This is a genomic window from Mucilaginibacter sp. L3T2-6 (assembly GCF_030519355.1).
Lineage (GTDB): Bacteria > Bacteroidota > Bacteroidia > Sphingobacteriales > Sphingobacteriaceae > Mucilaginibacter.
This window is the reverse complement of the sequence record NZ_JAUMKC010000013.1, coordinates 95,899-119,710: the sequence shown is the minus strand read 5'-3', so window position 1 is coordinate 119,710 and position 23,812 is coordinate 95,899. Positions and strand designations below refer to the sequence as shown.

The window sequence follows — 23,812 nt, the reverse complement described above, 5'->3', positions numbered from 1 at the left end:
AACCCGGCATTCCAATTAAACTATATAAAGCATTCTACTCTTTCTTATCCGTTTTATGCCTGTTAAAGTCAAACATCCTGGAAATAGTAAATCCCACCCTGTATTGGCCACGCCCATAGCTGGATTGGGTACCGCTCAGGTAATTAATTTCGTTTACGGCCCTTGCATTGGTTACATTAAGCGTAAATACGTGGCCACCTGTCTCCATTTCGAAGCCAAAGCCTAGCGGATCGGAAAAACCGGTTCCGTTTGTATGCTGGTATGACGAAAAAGAATGCGCATAATCAACTATAAAACCGGCATGCCGCGAAACCTTTAAACGCAGGGCTGCTGACAATGCAAAAAAATCAAGGTCATTGTCCGGCACAAATGGTATGGGTGTATTGTTGCGCACAAATGATGGTGCTATCTGCAGCACATTGCCGGGCGAAAAGCTATGAGCAATTAACGCCTGGCCGAAATAAGAGAACCTGTCGGATGTTTTCGTGAACACCGTACCGTAAGGCCTGAGCCCGGTTTCGCCGATTAGCGTAATGGCAAAGGGCGAGCCGCCATTAGCCTGGTGCAATATAGCATACTTTAACTCCAGGTCGGCCAGGCCGCCTATAGTGCTTCGGCCCATATCGATATTGAAATTATCGCTCAGGCCATATTCAAAGCCGATGTAAACGTCGGCAACGTCATCTAATCCGAAATAAGTTTTACCGCCCCCGGTTTTACCGGCAAAATCGCCAAATCGATGTATTACCAAAAAGTTAAAATTGTTTTTCTTTATTGTTTCGGTGCTTTGCGACAAAATCAGCCTGGAAGATTTATAAATCGTAAGCGGTCCCTTCTGCCCGTCGCCGGCCATTGAATTTAACAGGGAGTCGGCTGCGCTTTGTTTATTTTCGGATCCTGCTTTTTGGGCGAATAGGTTAGTGCTTATCGCAAATAAGCACAATAGGATAATATACTTTCTCATGGTCGCGATAGTGTTGTGTGATTAAATGGATTATTTATTTGGGGTGTACATTGCCGCGACTGTTATCTTTATCGTTTCCGCAATGTTGTGAAATACTATTCTGGGTATATCAATGTGGTGATCGGCGCATTTTACCATAAATTCGGATTTCATGCTGATTACGCCTCCTTTAACCGTAATTATGCCGGGTATGCTGCGGTTTTGTGTCACGTTGTGAACGGTTAATTCACCTGTTGCCGTTACAGGGTAGCTGCCATCTTTGGTAACATCTATCTTTTCAGCTATTTTTCCTCTGAAGGTGGCACGCGGATACTTGTCGCTCTCCATATAGTCGGAGTTAAAATGCTCCTGCATCAAGGATTTTGGAAACTTAAACGAGCTAATATTGATAACAAAATTCAATTCTCCAGTCGTGGCGTTAAATACTGACGCAGCAGAAGATGTCTCGGCTTTAATGTCTTCGATAGGAGCACTTGAAAATAGCGTAACTTTTGCATTTTTACAGACATAGAGGTCCTTGCCTGCCTGGAAATTCATCATCCAGGCAAGTAAAATAATACTCAGATGTTTCATTTTTTAAGGTGTTTTTAAAGAATTCAGATTCCAGCTGAGACCGACGGCAACACCGGTGGTTTGCAACTTCACCTGGCTGTAGCCAACATTTGACAGCGGAACTTTCAGATACGGCTGAATACTGATTCCCACTTTTGAATTAAGTTGTCTTTCATAGGTCGCGTTCAGGTTCATTATACCAAAAAAGTATTTTCCCGGGTTAGGAACAGTGTAGTTACCTGGCCCTGAAGCGCCGCCATATTGATTATTATATGTGAACTTGTAGCTCTCGTGCAGCATGATGTACGATGATAAACCCGTGCCGACAGATATTTTATTTTGCTGTTTATGATAAACCAGGTACCCGATATTCAATGGAATATCAAGCATGCGGCAATCTGCTGTAACACTTTGCGGATTAACGGGCCATTTATAAGATGATCCGGAATTATAGTTCGCAAAGCTGGTTAAATAAGGCTTAACCGAATAAAGCGCGCCTGTGCTTACAGTCAGCTTTCGTGATACACCCACAGCAAATGTTAAACCTATATTAGTTCCCACCTTACTTTGAGCAAACGAGCTTACTCCATTTAAGTCAGGTGCTGCTACAATACTTAGAGTATATTGTGGCCTATATGCCAGCTGCGGTTTCACTTTAGCAGATTTACCCGGTGTATTGGCAGCTAACCCAGTGTTGTTGACGGAAGGCGAAGACGTAACATCCGGTGACGCCTGCTTTTGTGCCGGAACAACTGCTGCTTGCTGGTTAATAGCATAAGTGTCACCGCTCACCTTATCCGGAATTGTCGTTTTATCAGAACCAGTATCTTTTTTGTTTATTACCGGCTGATGGGCATATGCGGGCTGATCATTCTTTTTAGAAGGAATAGATTGCTGCTGCGCAACATTCTCATAAACGACAGGTGATTTTTTATTCAAAACAAAACGCCGGTTACTAATCTTATTTCTGGCTTGCGTTGCGTGTACCACATTTTGAGTGGCGTTGAATATAGTGTCTGTTCTTGCAGCGGCAATTGATGCATTTTTATTTAAAACAGTGTCCTTAACACCGGCAGTTGAATTGCTTTTATCGATTATCGTATCGTCTGCTTTCGCTATTTCGCTGTTGTTGTTAGTAGTGTCCTTATGGTTATGGCCGGCAACATTATTAGCGGGCTGCCCTGGAGCGTCTGGCTTGAATAACCAAATACCTAAAGCGATTAGCAACATTGCAGCCACACCGCTCAGAATGGGCCAAAGTAAAACAACACTTCTCCTCTTGCGCGATTCATCGAGCATCCCTTCCAGCGCATCCCAGTCACCTTCCTCGTACCTGATCTGGTCAACCGGGTCTTCCAGCTTCCTTTTAAAAAGATCGTCTAGTCTCTTTTCGTTCTCAGTGTTCATTATTAAATACCCTTGTTTAAATAACCCCCGTTCATATTTACAGCCTTAATGGCTACGATGGAGGTATTATAATCCATGCCGCTGCTATAACCGGCACTTCCGGCAGACGAATCCGCCTTTAATATCATTTGTTTTAGCTTTTGCCGTGCCTTGTGCAAATTTGACTTGGAGGTGCCAGCATTTATATTAAGCATTGATGCAATTTCCTCGTGCGAATAACCTTCGATTGCAAAAAGGTTAAAAACTGTGCGGTAAGCCTGGGGAAGCTTTTGAACCATGGCCAATAAATCGGCATAATTGAGATTTTTATCTGCAATGTCGCCATCACTTACGTGCTCTGCTTGTTCAAGGTCCTCGGTATATGCCATTTTTAGATTAGCGCGGTAATAATCGATCGATACGTTCATCATGATTTTACCAAGCCATGCTTTAAATGGCCTTCCGGTATCAAAGCTTTCAATGTGAGTAAACACTTTAAAGAACCCCTGGTTCATCACTTCAGCAGCTTCCTCCCGGTTATTAGCATAACGCAAGCATATCCCCATAGAGAAACCATAGAACGCTTTATAAAGCATTTTCTGGCATTTTCTATCCTGTTTTATACAGCCCTTAATCAGTTGATGTAACTCTTCGTCTCCCATAAGGGTTATATCCGGTTAGCTAATATTATTTTCATTGTTTTATCTCTATCACGATATTCTCCGGGAAAAGGTTGCCTGTTTGTCATAAAAAATTGTCCAACAAATCTTAGTGACTGAAAATCAGGTATTTAAAAATACGGCTATTTTACATCTGCGTTTCAAAAAAATGATATTCAATCAATTTGTAATCAGCGTATTGTATTGGAGTTTATTTGTTTTGCTATATCACAGGCAACCAGTCGGCTTATTAAATAGTAATATCTTAAGACATGTTCTAAAAGGCATATAAATTTAAATAAATGGTTCCGGTTTCTGTTGTAATAATTACTAAAAATGTTGCTGCTATTATTGAAGAATGCCTGCAAAAAGCAAAAACGCTGACCGACGATATCATTATTATCTGCAACGGGAATGATGAGGATTCTGCAAATGCGCATTTACAAAATAGCTACAAACTCTTTAAAAAGCCATGGGAAGGTTATGGAACTAATAAAAATAAAGGCATTAAAGAAGCTAAATACAATTGGATCTTAAGCATTGATGCCGACGAAATACCTGATGACGAACTTATCAGGGCTATTCACAAAATTGACTTTGATGATGCCAACACCGTTTATGACATTAGGTTCCGCTCATACTTTGGCTGCAAGCCTGTCCGGTTTGGCAGTTGGGGGCGCGACCATCATATCCGGCTGTTCAACCGGGCTTTTACAGAATGGTCGGAAACAATAGTACATGAAACCTTAATTTTACCATCAATTATTACCAAAAAAAGAATTGATGGCTCGATACACCATTATTCTGTAAAAAACGTGCAGGAGTTTGACAGCAAAGGCCGTTATTATGCGCAGCTGGGGGCAAAAAATTATTTCCTGGCCGGGAAAAGCGCCGGCTTTATCAAACTATACATTTCACCTGTTTTTGGCTTTTTTAAAAATTATATTCTTTACCTTGGTTTTCTGGACGGCCGTGAAGGATGGGATATCGCACGTATCACCGCTAAAAACACCAGGCGAAAATATCTGCTACTGAGCAAAATGGAAACACAAGGCAGAAATCAACCGGCAACTAACGACAGCCTGGTTGTAGAATATTAATTTGATGCTATGGGTTTGCTAATGCTTTTTGATAAAAGCGGATATTTTGGTCTGCGATTTTACAAATTTCAAACTCCCGCTTTACTTTATCATTGCCTTTTTTTGCAAGTGCTTTCCGCAAATCGCTGTTTTTGAGCAATCTTATTATCGCAGTGGCAATTTGTTCAATATTATCCGGGTCGATGAGCAGGCCATCCACCTCATTTTCGATTAGCTCAGGTCCGGAAGTCCGGTTGGAGTTGATGACAGCGATTCCGCAGGCCATAGCCTCTAAAGGCGCTAAAGCAAATGCCTCAGCATAAGACGGAAAAATACCAACTACCGAACTTTTAAGGCAATCATAAAGACATTCAGTTGAAACATGCCCCATAAAAGTTACCGAGCCTGTGGCGCTTGCGCTAAGATTGGCAACAACTTTGCGCCGGGAGCCCTTGCCCAAAATTAGTAACCTTGCGGCTGGAATTTGTCTGTGGACGATATTCCAGGCCTTAGCCAATTGGTAAATGCCTTTTTTTTCAACCAGTGTGCCCGTGAATATAACCTGCATAGGGTGCTTGACCACGTTCGTTACCGGAACATCCGTGTTGATACCATTGTGAAATACGCTGATTACTTTGTCATAAGATAAATATCCGGCACTTTTAATTGCGGTATATTTACTCACGGCAACTACCTCCGTAGCCTGGTTTAAAATAGTTTGCTCCATTTGAAGAATGTGACCAGGAATTGGATTACCGGCCTCGCCATTGAAATAAGTTATCGAGCCATTCATCTTGATAACCACCGGTACAGAAAGCTTAGGAAACGGAAGATAATTTCTACAAAAACGGATGTAATCATTGTAATCGGCCATCTCCACGATATTTACCCGGTGCTTGTCTATTATTTCTTCCAGCCTGACCTTATAAATAGCAAGACTCTTTTTAAGATCCCGATCCAGTAAGCCAGCATTCTTTAATAAACGATAGCCGACGCGCGATAGCAATGACCCTTCATCGCCCAAAAACTTAAAATCAAAGCCACGGCGAAAGCGGTAAACTTTTACTCCGTCGTCATCAAATTCATCCAGGCCTCCATACCCGGGCGGATATAACCCGGCAACCACCACATTGTGCCCCAGCTTTACTATTTGACGCGCCAGCAGCCTCACCGAAGTGCCAATGCCGCCGTGCCGGCCGGGAGGGTATTCGTCGCACAGGTATAAAATATTCATTCGGCTAACAGGTATTTAAAATTCCGGACATGTTGCTTACTGATTAGTCCTGTGAAAACAGCGGTCAGCAGGTATAAAGCCACAGCAGCAGTTAATTGTAAAAGAAAATGGATATGAAGCATGGAGGTTAACAAATAACAAAGCGCTGCATCTGCAATAAATAATAAGTTAGGCAGCAGAGATAGCTTTATAATTTCATTTCGTACCAGCCGGAAATATAATCCAGCCTGTAAGATAGTTGTAGCAAAGAACGCAGTCGCCGCCCCTGCTCCTCCAAACTTTGGTATCAAAGCTACATTTAGAAAAATATTTGTCACTGCACAAGCGACCGTTATCAGTGAAACGGATTTGTATTTTTTCGCCCCAAAGGCGAGTGACCATAAAAGGTTCATGAAAAATTGCAACGGTATACAAAGCGATAGTATTAAAAACTCTGCTGAATTTGATTCACCGTATTTGCCTTTGGTCAAGATTTGCAGTAAAGGCGACCATATAATATTCAACACGAGAGGTATGCCGGCTGCTAAAAACTGCTCACTGCGGTTAAATGACTGGATATAAATTTCATATTCGATATCGACCTTATTGTTTATTGATAAAAGCTTCGAGAAACGCGGCAATATTATCGGCGCTATTATCAGCATTGGGAGACGGGCCAGCTCGTATGCACGGTAGGCAAAGCTATAATCAGCCAAAACGCTGCCTGTGGCCATAATGCCCAGCAGTATCCAATCCATCCGCGAAAGGCTGATGTCAAAGATGACTGCAATGTATTGTGCCAACGATTCCTTTACCAGCCTGGTATAAGCGCTAAAACGGAACCTGAAACTTAAACAAGTTTTGGTAAGAACGAACACCAGCAGGCTTATTAATTCAATGGCGCTGGTACAAATCAGTATAATTAAAACCGTATTAAGATATAATTGACCATTTTTCACCAAGAGCAAGGCAGCCGCTATTTTTCCAATATTGCTTATTATCGATATAACACCATAAGGAGCAAAGCGCTCTTTAGCATTCAAGAACTGTTTTAGAGGGAGCGCTGTAAAAATCAGACCCTGCGCAAGGAAGAACCATGGCAAATTGTTATAAAGTTCGCTTTTACTGCCTGTGATCTTCTCCACCAAAAGCAAAAAGACAAAAGTCGCCCCAAAGCCGATAAAAGAATGCGTGAAATAGGCAGCGGCGGCCCAATCGGAACGCTGCGAAGCTGCTATCCGGCGTATAACAACCTGCTCCAGCCCGACGCCAAGTATGGTAGTAATGAAAATAGATACGGCGTTCGTCCAACTGATGATGGCGAAATCATCTTTGGAGATATATACCGATACAATGTAAAAGAAAATGCTTCCTAATACCTGCACCGACAGCGCCTGCAATCCCGATGAAAACAATTTAATAATTAGCTTACTTTTTGTCAATACTCCTTGTTTGTGCGTTTGTGAAAAATGGATATAGCCGCTTCTGGCTATTGCTTAAGCATAATACGGAAGACGGTGGAATTAGGCTGCCTTAATGAAAAAATAGATTCTAAAAATCAGGTCAGCTTCTCATTAATTCTAACAGACGAAGGTCTCGCTTTAAAATCGCAAAGCACCCAGCAGATTCAGTATTACTATCGTTGATTATTAATTGCTGGCATTTACTCAATTTCAAGAAAAAATAAATCACTCATAATCAGAATGTTTCATAGTATCCCGGGTGTTCCGCAGAAAAGTGGAACACCGGTCAATGCGATAAGACAGCATTGTCAAACATTCCGTTAGTTCCGATAAAACACACTTTAGGTTCTGGCGCAGGCAACGCTTTTATTTTCCAAGCCGTAATTTCTGGTAAAATTGAACGGCATAAAAAGTCATTCGATACTTAATGGATCAAGAATGTTAAGCAGTATTGTGGGTTTTAATTTAAAGAAGGCCGTTAACGCGGTGGACTGGAGGTTACTGCTGTTTCTCTTGCTTTTCCTTGATGTAAAACTGGCCGTCAAAATTGCGGCAATTATACTGATCTACGCACTCCGATTTGATTTTAAGTTTGGTTTCAGCTTTAAAAACTCCCGTTTACCCTTGTTTTACTTATTAATTATGCTGATTCCCTTTGTCAGCCTGGTATTCACCGGAGGGTATTCAAACCCTGATTACCTGATTGTTTTCTTTACTGGGCTCGGTTTCTGGCTGCTTTGTATCCTGGCTGTTCACCAGGTGAAACTCGCCGTTGAAAACGACGATCCGGAGATAATACACCGCACTATACTGGCATTCTTTGTTATAAATGCAATTATTTCCTTTGGGAATTATGGCGCTATAGTTTGGGAAACCCATGCCATTAATCCATACCGTTACCAGGGCCAGCATCAAAAATACTTTATCGGGACCGGCGATTACATCCGTGGCCTCACGTTCGATACATCTACAACCAACGCCGTACTTAATGCAGCAGGTGTTATTTACTTTATGATTAGGAAAAATAACCCGATGGTACTGATTTGCATGATTGTGCTGTTGTTTACCGGGAGCAATTTTACAAATATGGCGTTGTTTTTTGTTCTTGCCTTATTATTCATTTTTAACAGCTCCAGGGACCAGAAAAGCCTTATTATGGTTTGCGTAATGCTACTGGTGGTTTTCATGGCGCAGGTTTCGCCGCAAAATGACAAGTATGCATTGAATACCATCAGTCTGGCATTCCATCCGCCTGTACCAAGAACTAATATATCAAATGTAAGAGTGGTTTGCGGGAGCAGTCCGAACCAGGAGGAGACAAGACAGCAAATCGCAAAAAATTATCTCGACAGTATATCAAGATTGAAAATTACGAAAACGGCTGCGATACCCTTCGCGCTCGCCTCGCTGCCCCGCACAAGTAATGGCCGGATATTCATTGATACCCCGAAAATTCATACAGCAGCATACCAATCCGTAGCAGATACTACAACGGGCCAGCATGTATTGCTGGATTTTATTGCAGCTCATAAAGCACAACTTCCTCTTTCATCAGTAAAAATATACAGACCCGGAAAGCCCGGAAAGGTAATTAGCTTTTTACAGACCGCTGATTTCCTTGTACATAATCCTGTAAAGTTAATTGCCGGTGCAGGGATGGGCAATTTTTCGTCAAAGCTGGCTTTCAGGGTAACCAGTTTTGGTTTTGCCGGAGGCTACCCTACTAAGCACACCTACATCAATAACAACTTTCTGTCCAATCACCTCGACGTTTATCTTAACTTTTTTAGCAAACGCGCCGGCTTTCATTCGCTGATTAACAGTCCAAATTCCGTTTACGACCAGTTGCTTTCAGAATATGGCTTGGCGGGATTAGCGGCCTTCGCAATATTTTATGTATGGTTTTTCGCCAGGCACACCAAAGGCTTTGGTTATGGCCTGCCACTACTGTTACTACTCCTAATGATTTTTTTCACCGATTACTGGTTCGAGCAATTATCAGTGGTGGTATTTTTTGAATTGCTTTTTTTCTTAAATATCAGGGAAATCAAAAACAACACGCAACCTATTTATGCCTCCTGACAATCCGAAAGTTACGGTTTTGATGCCGGCTTATAATGCAGGTAAATATATTGGCGAAGCTATTTCGTCGGTACTTAGCCAAACTTTTACCGATTTTGAGTTGCTTATTATTAATGACGGCTCTACAGACAATACACTGGAAGTCATCAATTCCTTTCACGACCGCCGAATTGTTGTCATAAGCCAGGAAAACAAGGGTGTTTCTGCAGCACTCAACCTGGGCTTAGAACATGCGCGCGCGACCTATATTGCCCGTTTTGATGCGGATGACATTTGCCTGCCTGATCGCCTGAAAGTTCAATACCAGTTCATTACCAATTATCCCGATTACTCAATTATCGGCTCAGCCGCAGAGTATATGGACGCTGATGGCCACTACATTTTCACTCATCATCCCGAGGGGCATTTGAACGAAGAAATACAGCAGTTGCAATACACCATCTGTCCATTTATCCATTCCAGTGTATTTTATAAAAAAGATGCTGTTGTAAAAAGCGGCGGCTACAACGAGCACGCTTACACCTATGAAGACCATTTTCTATGGGTAAATCTGTTAAGGAACGAAAAGGCGTGCAACCTGTCGCAAGCGCTGATAAAGGTACGGCTGAACCCGGAATCGGTAACCATCGACGAAAAATGGCGCACCAGGAAATTCCGGGCCATCAAGTATTCTACATTAAAAAACAGAAACATAACGGCTGCTGAAGGCGACAAACTTTACCAGATTGGCGGCAAACAATATTCCTCTAAAATAAAATATGGCGCTTATTATGCGCTGTGCGGTAAGAAGTTTTTGCTGAACAATTATCAGCCCGAAAAAGCCCGTACAAACATGTTAAGGGCAATTCTGCTACATCCGCTTCGGTTGGATAACTACCTGCTGTATACAGTAAGCTATTTTCCTGAACGATTTATCAATTGGCTGCATAACCTGACGCAAGGTAAATTTTAAAGCAATGAAAGTAGCGTTTATCGCAAGAAGCACATTATATACTGTACCCGGCGGAGATACTGTTCAGGTGGTTCAAACAGCCCGGCAGCTTACCAACCTGGGGTTGGAAGTGGACATTTTGCTGTCAAAAGATAAGATCAACTACGGCAAATACGACCTGCTGCATTTCTTTAACCTGATACGCCCTGCTGATATTTTATATCACAGCAAAGTGGCCGGGAAGCCGTTCGTTATCTCTACCATTTTATGCACCTATGGCGATTATTACCAATATAACCGAAACGGCGCTGGCGCTATATTTACGCGCCTGCCCGCTGACAGCGTGGAATACCTGAAGACCGTGGCCCGATGGATTTTAGGAAGAGACCACCTCTCCGGAATCGACTACTTATGGAAAGGACAAAAAAAAAGCATAATAGAACTATTAAACCGCGCTAATATTATCCTGCCGAATTCCGAGTCGGAATTAAAGCGGGTAAAGGAAAGCTACCCGAACAATGCCCGGCATGTAATCATCGCCAATGGAATAAATCCTGAAAGATTTCCATTTGATCCCAGCCTGCCCAAGGATGAAAACCTGGTGCTTTGCGTTGCCCGGATCGAAGGCCGTAAAAATCAGCTGAACTTAATCAGGGCATTAAATAATACTCGGTTTAAACTGGTTATTATTGGCGCACCCGCGCCCAATCAGCTGGATTATTATCATCAATGCCAGGCTGAGGCTGCGGCCAACGTAAGCTTTGCCGGCCGTCTCCCGCACGAAGAATTGATTAGCTACCTGCAGCGCGCCAAAGTACATATTTTACCAAGTTGGTTCGAAACTACAGGATTAAGTTCTATCGAGGCAACCGTTATGCACTGTAACATAGTAATAACTGATAAAGGAGACACCCGGGATTATTTTGGTAAAGACGCCATTTATTGTGAGCCAGAGAGCACAGAGAGCATTTTACGGGCAGTAGTACAGGCTGGAAAAGCGCCTTTTAATAAGGACCTATTAGCAAGAATATTAAAGAATTATACCTGGAAACAGGCCGCACAACAAACCTTAAAGGCATACAAAACAGCAGTTATAGCATGAAGTTACGGATAGGAATTTTAGGTACAAGGGGTATCCCGAACTATTACGGCGGTTTCGAGCATATATCCGAATACGTGTCAGAAGGATTGGTGAAAAGGGGGCACTCGGTAACGGTTTATAATTCTCATAACCATCCGTTTAGGGAAGACGCATGGAACGGTGTAAAAATAAGGCATTGCTTTGATCCGGAATACCTGGTAGGGACGGCAGGTCAGTTTGTGTACGACTTTAACTGTTTGCTGGACGCCCGCAAACAGAATTTTGATGCTATTCTGATTATGGGTTACACCAGCAGTTCTGTTTGGGGCAAATTGTATCCTATTAACAGTACAATCATTACCAATATGGACGGGCTGGAGTGGAAACGTTCAAAATATTCGGCCGCGGTGCAGAAGTTTCTAAAATATGCTGAAAAGCTAGCTGTTAAATACAGCAAGTATTATATATCTGACTCACTCGTCATCAAGGCCTATTTAACTGAAAAGTACAACATAGAAAGCAAATATATTCCTTACGGAGCCGATCTGTTCTCAAAAGAGGAACGCGAGCAAATAGGTATTGAGGATGCGCTAAAAGAAGATTATTTTTTGCTGATGGCCCGTATGGAGCCTGAAAATAATATCGAGCCTATACTGGAAGGCTTTAACAACAGTAGCTCGCATCGCAAATTTATGGTGCTGGGCGACACAGGTAACCGCTTTGGTAAGTTCATCACCCATAAATTTAAAAATGATGAGCGTATTGAATTTAAAGGGTCGATTTTTGATACTGCCAAAGTACGCGCGCTGCAAAATAACTCGTACCTGTATTTTCATGGGCACAGCGTAGGCGGCACAAACCCATCATTATTGGAAGCCATGGCCAGCGAGGCGCTTATCGCAGCGCATAACAATCCCTTCAATAAATCGGTGCTGAATTCGGACGCATTTTACTTCTCTAACTCAAAAGAAGTGCGCAACCTGGTGGAAACCGTGCAACGCCGGGGTCCTGAGCAGGCAATGGTGAGCAACAACCTGCACAAGATTAAATACCAGTTTAACTGGGAAAAGGTAATCGACCAATATGAGCAATACATTTTAGAGTGCTACAGGAAATCAAACTATGAGCAGATTGTTTAGCATCAATGACAGCCTGACCAATAGGATAAGCTTTTACCATCTTGTATTGCTATTGGCTTCGCTGCCATTCGACATGTTTTATAGTCATCTGATTTTAGTAAGCTATACGCTGCACACCATTATCCATCTTCAAAAAAGTTCAATTAAACCCATCTTTAATTCCCAGATGTATGTACTGCAGGCGGTATTTATGGTTACCGTTTTATGTGCGATTTACAGTACGGACAGGCCAGGGGCAGGCACAGAAATCGGGAGAAGAATTGCGATACTCCTCATACCTATATTGTTTTCTCTCAATCCATGCGACATAAAAAAGTATCGCGACAGGCTTTTCCTATCGTATTCAATAGTCTGTACACTTACCGTATTATATCTTTATGCAGATGCGCTGGTCACCCTTAGGCACTTTAATCTGCCTTATTCTATGCTTTTTTCAAGCAATTTCGCCAACCACAACTTTTCGGAGCCGATAAACATGCATGCCACTTTCTTTTCAATGCAGATAGCGTTGGCATTGGTGTTTTTTTTAAGCATGTTAATGAAGGAGCCGTCGCGAAGCAAGAGGATGTTATATTTAACAGGCTGTTTAATTCTAATCGCCGGAATCGTTCAGCTTAGCTCTAAGTCGGTTTTTGTCGCCCTGTTTTTAATCATCAATATCGCTGTTCCATGGTTTCTGCTTGAAAGCTCAAAGCGCATTAGATACTTGCTGATCAGTGCTTCATTATCAATTCTTATAGTTGCCGGCATTCTTTATTCTAAAACATTCAATGAGCGATATGTTACTGAATTGACAACAGATCTCTCTCCCGCCAAAAAAGGCGACATATTGGATTCGCGTCTGGCAAGGTGGCACGTGATACTAGATTTGATAAAGAAGAAGCCCATAATCGGCTACGGCACAGGGACAGAAGTGGGGCTGCTTCACGATGCCTTTTTTAAGAACAAGCTATACAATTCTTTTTTACATAATCTGAATGCGCACAACGAATACCTAAGCTTTCTAATAAAATCTGGCATAATCGGGTTATTTGTTTACCTGGCAAACCTGGTATTCGGCTTACAGGTTTCAATTAAAAACAGAAACTTGTTGTTCTTCTCTTTTATGCTAATCATCGCAACCGTGTCTTGTTCAGAAAACATTCTAGACGTAGATAAAGGCGTCATTTATTATGCATTCTTCTACTCGCTTTTTATTTTTTCAACGGAAGATGAAATACAAGTCAAAAAGCAGCAAAAGAAACATAAATATTCATCGCCAGGGGCAACCAATACAGCTATCGGGCCGTCTTTATTACAAAGCTAATTCAACTTAAACGGTAAATGCAACAGAACTCATACACTATAATCAGCAATAGCTTGTCAGCAGTAAAGGAGCAAATATTAGAAACCCTGTCTTACTTCGACTTGTTTGATTATCCATTATCGAGGGCCGAAATTTATCTGTTCTTAAAAAAGAAACATAGCTTTGATGTATTTGAGGATGGCCTCCGCAACCTGCTTAACGCCGGCGTTATCTTCCAGTTCGACAAATTCTACACACTCAAAAACGACCACTACCTGGTGGTTCGGCGTAACGAGGGCAATAAAAAAGCTGCCGGATTAATTAAGATTGCGGAGAAGGTTGGCAATCTTCTTATCCGGTTTCCTTACGTACGCGGTGTCGCAGTATCCGGCTCGCTATCAAAAAATTATGCAGACGACGGTTCAGACATCGATCTGTTTATCATTACTGCAAAGAATAAACTATGGATAGCCCGGACTATTATGCATTGCTTCAAAAAGCTAACTTTTCTGTTTAACAAAGAGCACCTGTTTTGTATGAATTATTATATCGACGAGCAGCAACTCGAGATAGTTGAAAAGAACACTTACACGGCAATTGAAATCGCTACATTAATTCCGTTGCAGGGCGATGTTGTATTTGAGCGTTTTTTTGCCGCCAACGCCTGGATAAGAGAATATCTTCCTAACAAGACCATGCGGGTTTCCCGTGCGCAGCCCGTGCGAACATATATTTTCAAAAGCCTTCTGGAATTGACATTCAATAATCACGCTGGCAATAAACTCGATAACCTGCTGATGAAAATTACGAGCGTCCGTTGGTTAAAAAAGACTCAACAGGAAAAGCTCAACAGCCGCGGTATAGTGATGGGCATGATAACTGGCAAACATTTTGCCAAGCCAGACCCAAAGAATTTCCAGAACAAGTTATTAGTTCGATATCAATACAGAATGGACCGGATTTTAAAAGACTATATGGAAAATATGGCTCACTGAATTATCCTTTGATATTGGCAGACATCAATTTCTCTTTTTAAGCGATATAATATAATAATCCCCAATAAATTTCCAGGGCCAGGAAGTTTTCAATTTATCCTCCTGCTTTTTGAGAAAGTTATATAAGCATGGATATTTTTCGGCAAATCCCTCAATGTATGACGGTGGAACAATGGTACATAAACCTTCCAAACCCAATACGTCAAAATTATCTTTAAGATATCTTTCAATAAATGACGGATTATAATACCAGCATTTAAAATAAACGCCCTCGATATGCGCCTTTGAGCCTTTGCCTGCAAACAATCTTCGGAAAGCCGTGCGGAATTTGCCTTTTAAGAGCATCAATATTTCCCAAAGGCAAAATTTCGGGAGGATGACCAGAGTAACGGTACCTCCGGGTTTTAAAAGCTCATCAAATGAGGCTAAAACTTTTTCCAGTTCATCGGTACAGTTAAGGCCGGCAAAATTGGAAAATATATGGTCATATGGCCCTCGGTTTTTGAGTTGACCGAGTTGTGTGTATGAGTTTATTTCTGTGCTTACCAAGTCAGTCATTGCATACTCAACAACTTTTTGCTTTAGTTGCTCCTGCATGCCAGTTGATATATCGGTAGCATGCACGTGGTGTCCTTTTGCTGCAAAAAACAAAGCATCCTCGCCGGTTCCGCTGTTCAATTCTAAAATCAAGCTACCAGGTTTCAATAGTTTTAAAACGTGACTTCGTACCCGGCCCCGCTTATAATTGATGGTGGTGTTGGCGGCGTATAGCTTATCGAATATAACGGATTGAGTGCTGAACGCTAACTCTGCTTGCTGCTCGTTGATATTGGCGTGCCCAACTTTCATCATACTTTCTCCAATTTACGCAACTTAATGCCTTCAATTAAAGTCGCAGGCGCATGGTAGACAACCGACAAACCCCTTTTGATGCTTTTTAAATTAGCCCCAAAAGGGTTGTTTATCAGCTTGGCAAGGCTATTCCTGGCCAAATGTTTATGATAATTCTGGTGGACGTATTTATGTAACTGCTTGTAATAGGATGGCGGAAAAGTATTGCTGAACATCAAAGCCATCTCGTCAGAGTCCGTCCAGTTGGTTTTCTTTTTGAGGTCGGCTTTCACCCTTTCATAAAAAACAGTTCCGGGTAACGGGTATGATACGGAGATACCTATTTCGTATGGCAATAACTCATTTATCATGTTTATTGTGAGCCTGATATCCTCCTTTTGCTCGCCAGGATAACCGAATTGGATAAAGAACGAGGGCTTGATAGCATTTTTCTTCATCATCCGTGTGGCATCGCGGATTTGATTGACTGAGATACCTTTATCCATTGCGTCGAGTATAGCCTGGGAACCGCTCTCCGCCCCTATCCAAATGTTCTCGCAGCCTGCAGATGCCAGCGCTTTCACAGTTTCTTCATCACACAACAAATCGGCGCGCGACTGTATCTTAAACCTGATTTTTACATTTTCAAGATTCAGCAGTTCAGCGAACTCTTTTACCCAGCCGGGCTTTAAGCCGAATATATCATCGCAAAACCAAATATGGTCCATTTGGTAGTGTTCGCTTAGCATTTTAATTTCAGCTACAACATTACCGGGACTACGCGAATTATACCGGTTCCCGTATATCGGCTTGGCACACCAGTTACACTTGAATGGACACCCCCGGGTTGTACCGATATTGAGCGAAAAATAGCCGGTGTGTTTTAACCAGGTTTGCCGGTAAGTTTCAATATCCACCAGATCCCAGGCAGGCAAAGGCAGGCTGTCAAGGTCTTTAAGAACCGGCCGACCGGGTGTTTTGGTGATGACACCGTCTGTACAATAAGCCAGCCCGGATATAGTATTGAAAGCATTAGGTCCGGCTTCAATATGATTGACGAGCTGTAATAACGTTTGTTCCGCCTCACCGATGATTACAAAATCGGCGCCCCGTGCAAGGTATTCCGCGTAGTGGTCGGTTGAGTCGGAACTGGAAACGATAACAGTGCAGCCCCTGGCCTTCGCTATTTTAAACATCTCAAATGCAGCCTCGCGCATATTGGTGAGACACATTTTGGTTAGGTAGTTAAAGCCATCGTCATACACTACAAAATAATCAGGCTTCAATTGATCCAGGGCCGTTTTTACTTCCTGTGGATTGGCCACGAACATGGTATCGAAAAGCGATACTTTATACCCGCTTTCGCGCAGCAGCGCAGCAGCATAGATGGTACCCAATGGCGGATATGGCTGCCCCAGGGCCCATTGTTTCGGGTCGAAACGTAAAAAGTAGGAATGTGAAAACAGAATACTCTTCATATTTATTAATCATGCCGGTTTTGCCATTGGCGGCAGATTTAATGAACATACACATCTGATGCACGACTCATTTTTGCTCATATCCAGCGTTTTCCTGAAATTGATAGCGCTATCGCCGTTCAGTATAGCATCCAGCGAAGATTCCCTGATATTGCCTATCGTATCCATAAAAAAACAAGGCCGCACGCTGCCGTCAGCCTCGATCACCGTCGACACCCACGGTGCATTACATTTTTTAAATGGAAATGGATTCAAACCATAAAACGCCGCGTAGTAATAATAAACATCCTGAATCTTCGCCGGCGATTCGGCTATATAACGGGTAGCAAAATCTCCCTTTCTGCCCAGCACCTGGTCAATCACATCCTGCAATTCCGGCAGCTCTTGTTCAGACAATAAAATTTCATGTTGCCGGGGTTGTTCCCAGGCCATCTGCCGGTTAAAGGCATGGCTGCTTACATCTGCCGGCAAAAAACTTAACTGGTCGATCCCCATTGCCCTCGCCTCGTTGATAATAGATTCCCAGTTGCGAAAATTCAGCCGGTGGATCACTGTGCGTGCAGTTATCCGGTAATCAGGCTTAATGGATTTAATATACTCCACCCCTTCCTTTACCTTTGCAAATGCATTTGGAATATTTCTAATGGCATCGTGTAAAGCCTCATCCCCATCTAATGATACGATCAGAGTATCTACAAATTCCAGTATTTGTTGAGCGTTTTTTTTTATCGTGAGGCCGGTGCTTAACAGGGTAATTTTAATCCCGTTTTGTTTCAATATTTTACAAAGGCTGAAAAAGCCGGGGTTAAGCAGCGCCTCTCCGCCAGACATCAACGCCTCCCGCGTGCCGAATTTTTTAAGTGAGTTTAATAACCCTGCTATATCCTGCTCGGTGAGCTGTTTCAGATTTTTGTTATCCTTCCATATATCACACATTACGCACCGGCAGTTGCAGGCGCTGTGCGGCATTAATATCACGACAGGCAATGCGGATATCACATTTGTTTGCAAGGTGCGATACCTGTTAAAAGTATATATCAAGGACTGCCCGATCATAATTTAATGCTTTATAACAATCCAGTAAAACGGGTTCTTCTTGGTGATTTTATTAATGATGCGGTGTGGGTTATACAGTACCTTGTAATTAAACTCCCTTAGTTGTTTAAAACTGTGATGAAAATAATATCCGCCCATTTCAGGAAATCCTATCGACGCAAAATATGCCTCACTGCGTATGGCTGCCTTCATAGCTGCTACCGGCGTATAAAAATTGGTATCGGTTATGTGTATTTCACCATTATGTTTGAGGCAACAAAGAGCACTTATTATAATTTCTTTTAATGACTTAAAGTATTGAATGGATGCTGCAAATAATATAATGTCGAACTTTTGTTGCTGGTACACCGACGCATCGAAGGCTGTGCATATAAACTCGAGGTTATCGCTCTTGAAAACCCTTTGGGCTTGTTGTATTTCCGGCTCATTAATATCTATACCCGTAACTTTAGCACCGTTAAGGAAACAAAGCTTTGCCGATAGCCAGCCATTGCCGCAGCCTATTTCAAGGATATTCAGCGGCTTGTTTATCTCTTTAAGATAGTCCATCAGCCGTTGCGCAGATTGTTTTCTTATTTGCCACTCTTTGTAATGTATGTGATCTTCTTCAATTTCCGGAAGGAACATTACCTTACAGTCAGACAATAGGCGCTTTTCCTTGTACCGCATATCGATATACATGTCAGCAAAGCCTTCATTTTCATGGGAGCGCTTTTGTATTCCGGTGTTAAGATCAGCCAAAATCACGACAAACTTGTTAAAATCCCTGTATCTCGGGTTGGCGGTAATTCCAGACCCTTTGCAGTAGCTTTATTTCGTATGGATATTTATAGAGATTGGTTCTGTAACGAAAACCAGCCATTAACTTTATAGCCTTCCGCTTTAATTTGCTTAAACGGATGTCCGTTACCGTGGGATAAACCCCATTCAATACCGTTTCAAAGTCCCGGATTTTATCTATCATTTCTGGGGTTAGCCAGGGCGTTAACGGATTTTTCCTGAGGTCAAAATTCTCCCAGGCCGGGCTTACCCAATCCTCCAGCGTTTGGGGATATTTAAACCCTTGTGCGGTTACCTCTTTAAATAACGACGAGCCTTCGGTAGGTACAGGGCTGTAAGTATATAATACTATCTCGGTACGTGGGTTAACCTGCTTTATCTTTTTTATAAAATCTATTTCAAAATCAATCTGTGCCTGTACCTGCCGTGGCGTTGGGGCCGGTGTACCTAACACAAATGAATATTCGGGGATAATGTCGAACTTCTTTAATCTTTCTGCAAATCTGATAATCTGATCGCCGGTTTGTGTACCGCCTTTATCTAATTGCTCCAATATCAGGTTATTACCGCTCTCTGCGCCAAAGAAAATTATCTTACAGCCTGCCTCTCTGATTATTCGCAGCGATTCATCGCTGAACTTATCCATAGTATCAATTCTGGCCATTCCCCACCATGACATTTTTTCGGGCATTATTAAGCGTGCGAACTCAACGGCTCTCTTCTCCGAGACAAAAAAGTTATTATCATGAAATTCAATAGCGTCGGCGCCCCACTTGCTTTTAATATATTTAATGTCGTTATAAACTGCCTGAGCAGATTTAGCTTTCCATCTTGCCTCATAAATTGGCACCACTGCACAAAAAGAGCAAGTGAACGGGCAACCGATACTTGAATGATAGGCCAGTGTTTTTTTGCCGAGGTAGGTTCTCCCCAGGTACCTGTCTTTTATAGAATAAAATCTGTTAAGTTTATCATAAGGTAAAACAGGTAATGCATCCTGATCCATCAGGTCTTCTTTCGCAGTTTTAACTATTTCAGTTCCAGTTTTATAAATAAGGTTTTTGATAAACTCGTATGGCCTGTTTTGTTCAAGTGCGTCTATCAGTTGTGGAAAAGCATGATCGCCGGGACCGTTGATAATAAAATCGACGTAGCCTGAGTCGAGAATAACTTTTGGATGGCTTGACGGAAAATAACCTCCCCATATCATGATGGTAAGGGGGAATTTTTCCTTTATCGCTTTAACAAAAGGTATCGACTGCCGCAACTGGGGTCCGGGCATAACGGTAAAGCCAAGATATTTAAATTCGCCTGTCTGCAGGTAGCATTCTATTTTACTTAGCGGGTCAGTTTCGCAGTTCCCATCCACAATAACCCATTCGTACTTTCCTTCTACAGAGGCCGCAATATTTAGGATAGAATTGGGGATGCGATGCTTAGCGATAGCGCTTTTAGGGTTAAACAGTAAGATCTTATTCATTTTATACTTGCAATAGCCTGTCCAAGATTGAGTTTAATTCTCCGTAATACCGGCGGATATTACTCCGCCGGTTTCCCTTAATTACGGAGACATCAATTCACACAAAAACCCAATTAACCCCAATTAAACAATTACTCAACATTAGTAGTTACGCCCCAAAAAAAACATAGGTTGCCTGTCTTATTAAAAAATTGCGGGGCAACCATAGATAATGCCCCGGCGTATAGTTTGTATAACAAGTACTTTACGATAATCCTTAAATCACGATTATTTTGATAACGGCTATTAAAAATTATCTCGATAAAAATATCCGCCCGCCTAAAATAAAAGAACGGGGCATAGTGGAAGCTTATGATGTTTGGGCGCCTGAATATGATACACAACCCGGAAACCTGATGCTCGACTTGGATGAGCTGGTTTTCACAGAGCTTTTAGCCGCAATCAATCTAAGTAATAAGAACATTGCTGACGTAGGCTGCGGCACCGGCAGGCATTGGCCCAAAATAATTTCACAGGACGTTGATAAACTAACCGGCTTCGACGTTTCCCCAGGGATGCTGGGTGTGCTGAACGAAAAATTTCCGGAAATGGAAACTCATTTAATTGCTGATAACCATTTTACCGGCATTGCTGCTAAAACTTACGATCTAATCGTATCCACACTTACCGTTGCCCATATTGAAAATCTACAGGAAGCATTAACCGCGTGGAGCAGAATATTGAAAGATGCCGGGGATATAATCCTTACAGATTTTCATCCCAGCGCATTGGCCTCCGGCGGCCAACGGACTTTTAAGCATGGTAATAGTCATATTGCCGTCCGCAATTTTGTCCATCCTACTACAACTATCATTTCCATATTGCAAAATTTCAATTTCAAGCTGGTAGCTAAACTCGAAAAAACTATAGATGAAACAGTAAAACATTACTATGATGTGCAAAACGCAATGCACATTTACGAAAGGTTTAAGGGCTTACCGATTATTTACGGGCTACATTTCAGGAGGGTATAATGATTCTCCGCAATGTAAATATCCTGGGGGACAAAGAGCCCGCGAATATTCTGGTGAGCAATGGATATGTAACGGCAGTTACCCGGGATGATGTCACGGAAAAAGCAGGTGAATTGATAATATGTCTGGAGAACGCTTTAGCCGTTCCCGGACTCATTAACTCACACGACCATCTTGACTTTAATCTCTTCCCGCCATTGGGTGGCGACCGGTGTTATACAAGTTACACCGAATGGGGCAGGCATTTACACGCGTCGTTTAAAAAAGAAATTGCTTCAGTATTGAAAATCCCGGCTCTTTTGCGTTACCAATGGGGCGTATACAAAAATCTGCTATGCGGAGTTACGACCGTAATAAACCATGGCGAAAAAACAGGCTTAAAGACGGATCTGATCACCATTTATGAGGACAGCCATTGCCTGCATTCTGTTCGCTTCGAAAAAAACTGGAAGTTAAAGCTGAATAATCCCGCCAGGAGAAAGAAAATTGTTAATATACATATCGGCGAAGGTACTGATGCCAGCTCATCGGCCGAAATAGATACATTTATTCGTTTGAACCTGCTTAAACGAAAACTGGTAGGTGTGCATGCGGTAGCAATGACAGAGGAACAGGCCCGGGCTTTTGAAGCCCTGGTTTGGTGCCCCGCTTCTAATTTCTTCCTGTTGAATAAAACAGCACAGGTAGACTTGCTGCAAAGCCAAACCGCATTATTGTTTGGAACCGATTCAACGCTCACCGGCGACTGGAATATCTGGCGCCACTTACAATCCGCACGCAACACCGCTTTACTGGACGACGAAACGCTGTTTACGGCGGTAAATTTAACCGCAGCGAGTGTATGGGGCCTTAATACCGGAAGCATAACAGCCGGTAAAGATGCCGACCTGCTAATCGTAAAAAACAAAACCGGTGGCTATGGCTTTGACGAATTCTTTTCCATTTGTCCCGAAGACATATTACTTGTAATACACAAGGGCAGGATCAATTTATTTGATGAGTCGTTATTGCCACAATTGGAGTGTGAAAGGCTCGATAATTTTAGCAGGGTGTTTTTTGGCGATTGCTGCAAATATATAAAAGGGGATTTACCCGCGCTTATAGATAATATCCGGCAATACAAGCCGGACGTCAAATTGCCCATCGCCGTTAACGAAGCTGTGAGGTATAAAAAAGGCGCCAGGAATAAATTTACCACCTAATGTGTACAAATATTTATATGTTTTGGCAGGATAAAGTTTATGCGATATGTGTCCCTGATTTATGATTACTCACCGGGATTTACTGATCCTAAAAGCTGGATAAAGCGTATTGCTGCTTATTCCGGTATTCTTGAAGAATTGGCTAAAAAGAACGAGGTAATAGCTATTAACCGAATAGACTATGAAGGGGAAGCTATAATCAACGGAGTGGAGCATAAGTTTGTTAGCTTTAATAAACAAAGAACACATTTCCCTTTCAGGCTCAATCGTTTCGTTAAAAAATTAAGCCCGGACATAGTGATAGTTCAGGGTCTGCATAACCCGCTGGCAGTAATATTTTTGCGTATTATTTTACCCAAACACGTAAAGATCATAATGCACCACCATGCCGAAAAACCCAAGCCGGGAATAAAAAGATACGCGCAAAAACTAGCCGACTGGTTTGTGGATGCCTATCTTTTCGCATCCACTGAATTGGGCTTGGATTGGGTAAAAAAAGGTGTGATAGCCGGGGCCGGGAAGATATGCGAAGTAATGGAGGTCTCATCAATTTTCTACCCGATAGACAAAAGCAGCGCCAGGCAACAAACGGGCATTACCGGCAGTCCGGTATTTTTATGGGTAGGAACGCTTGACACCAATAAAGACCCGGTAAACGTGGTAAAAGCCTTCTTAAAATACAGCAGACATAATAAGGGGGCGCGCTTATACATGCTTTATCATGAAACCAGATTATTGTCGCAGATTCGGGAATTGATAGCCAGCGATACTGCGGGTGCCGCAATTACATTTGTGGGCCAAAAGCCACACGAAGAGTTACTTTATTGGTTCAACAGCGCAGATATTTTTATTTCAGGATCATATTATGAAGGCAGTGGAACCGCAGTATGTGAAGCCATGTCGTGCGGATGTTTTCCGCTTGTAACAGATATTCCGTCATTCAGGATGATTACAGATGGGGGCAGGTGCGGCCTGCTTTATCCACCCGGCGATGAACAGTCACTGATTTCGGCACTAAAGGAAACTGAAAAAATAAACATGGCAGAAAAAGGTGCTTTATCCCTGGAGCATTTCAAAAGAAAATTGTCATTTGAGGCTATTGCACACGACATTCAACAAATAGCAGCGTCTTTATTATAAAAC

21 protein-coding genes are annotated in these 23,812 nt (G+C 42.3%); 10 read left to right on the top strand and 11 right to left on the bottom strand.

Going from position 1 to position 23,812, the window contains the following annotated elements; translation table 11 throughout:
- Positions 1-34 precede the first annotated feature (34 nt).
- From Q3W13_RS15385 to Q3W13_RS15370, 4 genes are read right to left on the bottom strand one after another with little or no spacing between them, the layout of a single operon-like run.
- Positions 35-964 carry a DUF5777 family beta-barrel protein gene (locus Q3W13_RS15385; RefSeq protein WP_302865208.1) on the bottom strand — a complete coding sequence of 310 codons (930 nt, stop codon included), beginning with the start codon at positions 962-964 and terminating at the stop codon, positions 35-37.
- Positions 965-994: 30 nt separating this feature from the next.
- Complete coding sequence (locus tag Q3W13_RS15380; protein ID WP_302865207.1) at positions 995-1,537, bottom strand: YceI family protein; 543 nt, start codon at positions 1,535-1,537, stop codon at positions 995-997.
- 3 nt (positions 1,538-1,540) lie between these two features.
- A complete protein-coding gene (locus Q3W13_RS15375) occupies positions 1,541-2,923 on the bottom strand; it encodes a hypothetical protein (protein ID WP_302865206.1) in 1,383 nt (460 codons plus the stop codon).
- Positions 2,924-2,925: 2 nt separating this feature from the next.
- Positions 2,926-3,564 carry an RNA polymerase sigma factor gene (locus tag Q3W13_RS15370; RefSeq protein WP_302865205.1) on the bottom strand — a complete coding sequence of 213 codons (639 nt, stop codon included), beginning with the start codon at positions 3,562-3,564 and terminating at the stop codon, positions 2,926-2,928.
- Between the two features lie 299 nt (positions 3,565-3,863).
- On the opposite strand from Q3W13_RS15370, the gene Q3W13_RS15365 reads away from it, so the two are divergent.
- The gene (locus Q3W13_RS15365; protein WP_302865203.1) at positions 3,864-4,661 is read left to right on the top strand and encodes a glycosyltransferase family 2 protein; all 798 of its coding nucleotides are present in this window, start codon (positions 3,864-3,866) and stop codon (positions 4,659-4,661) included.
- 7 nt (positions 4,662-4,668) lie between these two features.
- Here Q3W13_RS15365 and Q3W13_RS15360 read toward each other — a convergent pair whose 3' ends face one another.
- Together Q3W13_RS15360 and Q3W13_RS15355 are read right to left on the bottom strand one after the other, a co-directional pair.
- Positions 4,669-5,874, bottom strand: coding sequence for a glycosyltransferase family 4 protein (locus tag Q3W13_RS15360; RefSeq protein WP_302865202.1), 1,206 nt, complete (start codon positions 5,872-5,874; stop codon positions 4,669-4,671).
- On the bottom strand, positions 5,871-7,295 hold the full coding sequence (locus Q3W13_RS15355; RefSeq protein WP_302865200.1) for an oligosaccharide flippase family protein: 1,425 nt from the start codon (positions 7,293-7,295) through the stop codon (positions 5,871-5,873). Before Q3W13_RS15355 ends, Q3W13_RS15360 begins: the two co-directional genes overlap by 4 nt.
- Before the next feature lie 459 nt (positions 7,296-7,754).
- Here Q3W13_RS15355 and Q3W13_RS15350 point away from each other — a divergent pair, with 459 nt between their 5' ends.
- Genes Q3W13_RS15350 through Q3W13_RS15325 form a run of 6 tightly spaced genes read left to right on the top strand, consistent with a single transcriptional unit; the run spans position 7,755 to position 14,829 of the window.
- The gene (locus Q3W13_RS15350; RefSeq protein WP_302865198.1) at positions 7,755-9,398 is read left to right on the top strand and encodes a hypothetical protein; all 1,644 of its coding nucleotides are present in this window, start codon (positions 7,755-7,757) and stop codon (positions 9,396-9,398) included.
- On the top strand, positions 9,388-10,350 hold the full coding sequence (locus Q3W13_RS15345) for a glycosyltransferase (RefSeq protein ID WP_302865196.1): 963 nt from the start codon (positions 9,388-9,390) through the stop codon (positions 10,348-10,350). Before Q3W13_RS15350 ends, Q3W13_RS15345 begins: the two co-directional genes overlap by 11 nt.
- Positions 10,351-10,354: 4 nt before the next feature.
- Entirely contained in the window at positions 10,355-11,431 is a 1,077-nt protein-coding gene (locus Q3W13_RS15340; RefSeq protein WP_302865193.1) for a glycosyltransferase family 4 protein, read from the top strand.
- On the top strand, positions 11,428-12,549 hold the full coding sequence (locus Q3W13_RS15335) for a DUF1972 domain-containing protein (RefSeq protein WP_302865191.1): 1,122 nt from the start codon (positions 11,428-11,430) through the stop codon (positions 12,547-12,549). Before Q3W13_RS15340 ends, Q3W13_RS15335 begins: the two co-directional genes overlap by 4 nt.
- Complete coding sequence (locus tag Q3W13_RS15330; protein WP_302865189.1) at positions 12,533-13,855, top strand: O-antigen ligase; 1,323 nt, start codon at positions 12,533-12,535, stop codon at positions 13,853-13,855. Before Q3W13_RS15335 ends, Q3W13_RS15330 begins: the two co-directional genes overlap by 17 nt.
- A gap of 17 nt (positions 13,856-13,872) precedes the next feature.
- Positions 13,873-14,829, top strand: a complete 957-nt coding sequence (locus tag Q3W13_RS15325; RefSeq protein WP_302865188.1) for a hypothetical protein — start codon at positions 13,873-13,875, stop codon at positions 14,827-14,829.
- A 24-nt stretch (positions 14,830-14,853) separates the two neighbouring features.
- Here the strand turns inward: Q3W13_RS15325 and Q3W13_RS15320 are convergent, their stop codons facing one another.
- The 5 genes from Q3W13_RS15320 to Q3W13_RS15300 are packed head-to-tail and all read right to left on the bottom strand — an operon-like array spanning position 14,854 to position 20,454.
- Positions 14,854-15,681: a class I SAM-dependent methyltransferase gene (locus Q3W13_RS15320; protein ID WP_302865187.1), complete on the bottom strand. Its 828-nt coding sequence runs from the start codon at positions 15,679-15,681 to the stop codon at positions 14,854-14,856.
- Positions 15,678-17,138: a radical SAM protein gene (locus Q3W13_RS15315; protein ID WP_302865186.1), complete on the bottom strand. Its 1,461-nt coding sequence runs from the start codon at positions 17,136-17,138 to the stop codon at positions 15,678-15,680. Before Q3W13_RS15315 ends, Q3W13_RS15320 begins: the two co-directional genes overlap by 4 nt.
- Before the next feature lie 9 nt (positions 17,139-17,147).
- The gene (locus Q3W13_RS15310) at positions 17,148-18,149 is read right to left on the bottom strand and encodes a radical SAM protein (RefSeq protein ID WP_302865185.1); all 1,002 of its coding nucleotides are present in this window, start codon (positions 18,147-18,149) and stop codon (positions 17,148-17,150) included.
- Between the two features lie 48 nt (positions 18,150-18,197).
- The gene (locus Q3W13_RS15305) at positions 18,198-18,941 is read right to left on the bottom strand and encodes a bifunctional 2-polyprenyl-6-hydroxyphenol methylase/3-demethylubiquinol 3-O-methyltransferase UbiG (protein WP_302865184.1); all 744 of its coding nucleotides are present in this window, start codon (positions 18,939-18,941) and stop codon (positions 18,198-18,200) included.
- Between the two features lie 10 nt (positions 18,942-18,951).
- A complete protein-coding gene (locus Q3W13_RS15300; RefSeq protein WP_302865183.1) occupies positions 18,952-20,454 on the bottom strand; it encodes a radical SAM protein in 1,503 nt (500 codons plus the stop codon).
- A gap of 272 nt (positions 20,455-20,726) precedes the next feature.
- Here Q3W13_RS15300 and Q3W13_RS15295 point away from each other — a divergent pair, with 272 nt between their 5' ends.
- Genes Q3W13_RS15295 through Q3W13_RS15285 form a run of 3 tightly spaced genes read left to right on the top strand, consistent with a single transcriptional unit; the run spans position 20,727 to position 23,809 of the window.
- Entirely contained in the window at positions 20,727-21,467 is a 741-nt protein-coding gene (locus Q3W13_RS15295) for a class I SAM-dependent methyltransferase (RefSeq protein ID WP_302865182.1), read from the top strand.
- Entirely contained in the window at positions 21,467-22,669 is a 1,203-nt protein-coding gene (locus tag Q3W13_RS15290) for an amidohydrolase family protein (RefSeq protein WP_302865181.1), read from the top strand. The genes Q3W13_RS15295 and Q3W13_RS15290 overlap by 1 nt, the downstream gene beginning before the upstream one ends.
- A 39-nt stretch (positions 22,670-22,708) precedes the next feature.
- On the top strand, positions 22,709-23,809 hold the full coding sequence (locus tag Q3W13_RS15285) for a glycosyltransferase family 4 protein (protein WP_302865179.1): 1,101 nt from the start codon (positions 22,709-22,711) through the stop codon (positions 23,807-23,809).
- Positions 23,810-23,812: the final 3 nt, after the last annotated feature.

Bases quoted from the DNA above. Each gene is read 5' to 3' on its own strand.
- Q3W13_RS15385 (WP_302865208.1), bottom strand. From the start codon at position 964: ATGAGAAAGTATATTATCCTATTGTGCTTATTTGCGATAAGCACTAAC.
- Q3W13_RS15380 (WP_302865207.1), bottom strand. From the start codon at position 1,537: ATGAAACATCTGAGTATTATTTTACTTGCCTGGATGATGAATTTCCAG.
- Q3W13_RS15375 (WP_302865206.1), bottom strand. From the start codon at position 2,923: ATGAACACTGAGAACGAAAAGAGACTAGACGATCTTTTTAAAAGGAAG.
- Q3W13_RS15370 (WP_302865205.1), bottom strand. From the start codon at position 3,564: ATGGGAGACGAAGAGTTACATCAACTGATTAAGGGCTGTATAAAACAG.
- Q3W13_RS15365 (WP_302865203.1), top strand. From the start codon at position 3,864: ATGGTTCCGGTTTCTGTTGTAATAATTACTAAAAATGTTGCTGCTATT.
- Q3W13_RS15360 (WP_302865202.1), bottom strand. From the start codon at position 5,874: ATGAATATTTTATACCTGTGCGACGAATACCCTCCCGGCCGGCACGGC.
- Q3W13_RS15350 (WP_302865198.1), top strand. From the start codon at position 7,755: ATGTTAAGCAGTATTGTGGGTTTTAATTTAAAGAAGGCCGTTAACGCG.
- Q3W13_RS15345 (WP_302865196.1), top strand. From the start codon at position 9,388: ATGCCTCCTGACAATCCGAAAGTTACGGTTTTGATGCCGGCTTATAAT.
- Q3W13_RS15340 (WP_302865193.1), top strand. From the start codon at position 10,355: ATGAAAGTAGCGTTTATCGCAAGAAGCACATTATATACTGTACCCGGC.
- Q3W13_RS15335 (WP_302865191.1), top strand. From the start codon at position 11,428: ATGAAGTTACGGATAGGAATTTTAGGTACAAGGGGTATCCCGAACTAT.
- Q3W13_RS15330 (WP_302865189.1), top strand. From the start codon at position 12,533: ATGAGCAGATTGTTTAGCATCAATGACAGCCTGACCAATAGGATAAGC.
- Q3W13_RS15325 (WP_302865188.1), top strand. From the start codon at position 13,873: ATGCAACAGAACTCATACACTATAATCAGCAATAGCTTGTCAGCAGTA.
- Q3W13_RS15320 (WP_302865187.1), bottom strand. From the start codon at position 15,681: ATGATGAAAGTTGGGCACGCCAATATCAACGAGCAGCAAGCAGAGTTA.
- Q3W13_RS15315 (WP_302865186.1), bottom strand. From the start codon at position 17,138: ATGAAGAGTATTCTGTTTTCACATTCCTACTTTTTACGTTTCGACCCG.
- Q3W13_RS15300 (WP_302865183.1), bottom strand. From the start codon at position 20,454: ATGAATAAGATCTTACTGTTTAACCCTAAAAGCGCTATCGCTAAGCAT.
- Q3W13_RS15290 (WP_302865181.1), top strand. From the start codon at position 21,467: ATGATTCTCCGCAATGTAAATATCCTGGGGGACAAAGAGCCCGCGAAT.
- Q3W13_RS15285 (WP_302865179.1), top strand. From the start codon at position 22,709: ATGCGATATGTGTCCCTGATTTATGATTACTCACCGGGATTTACTGAT.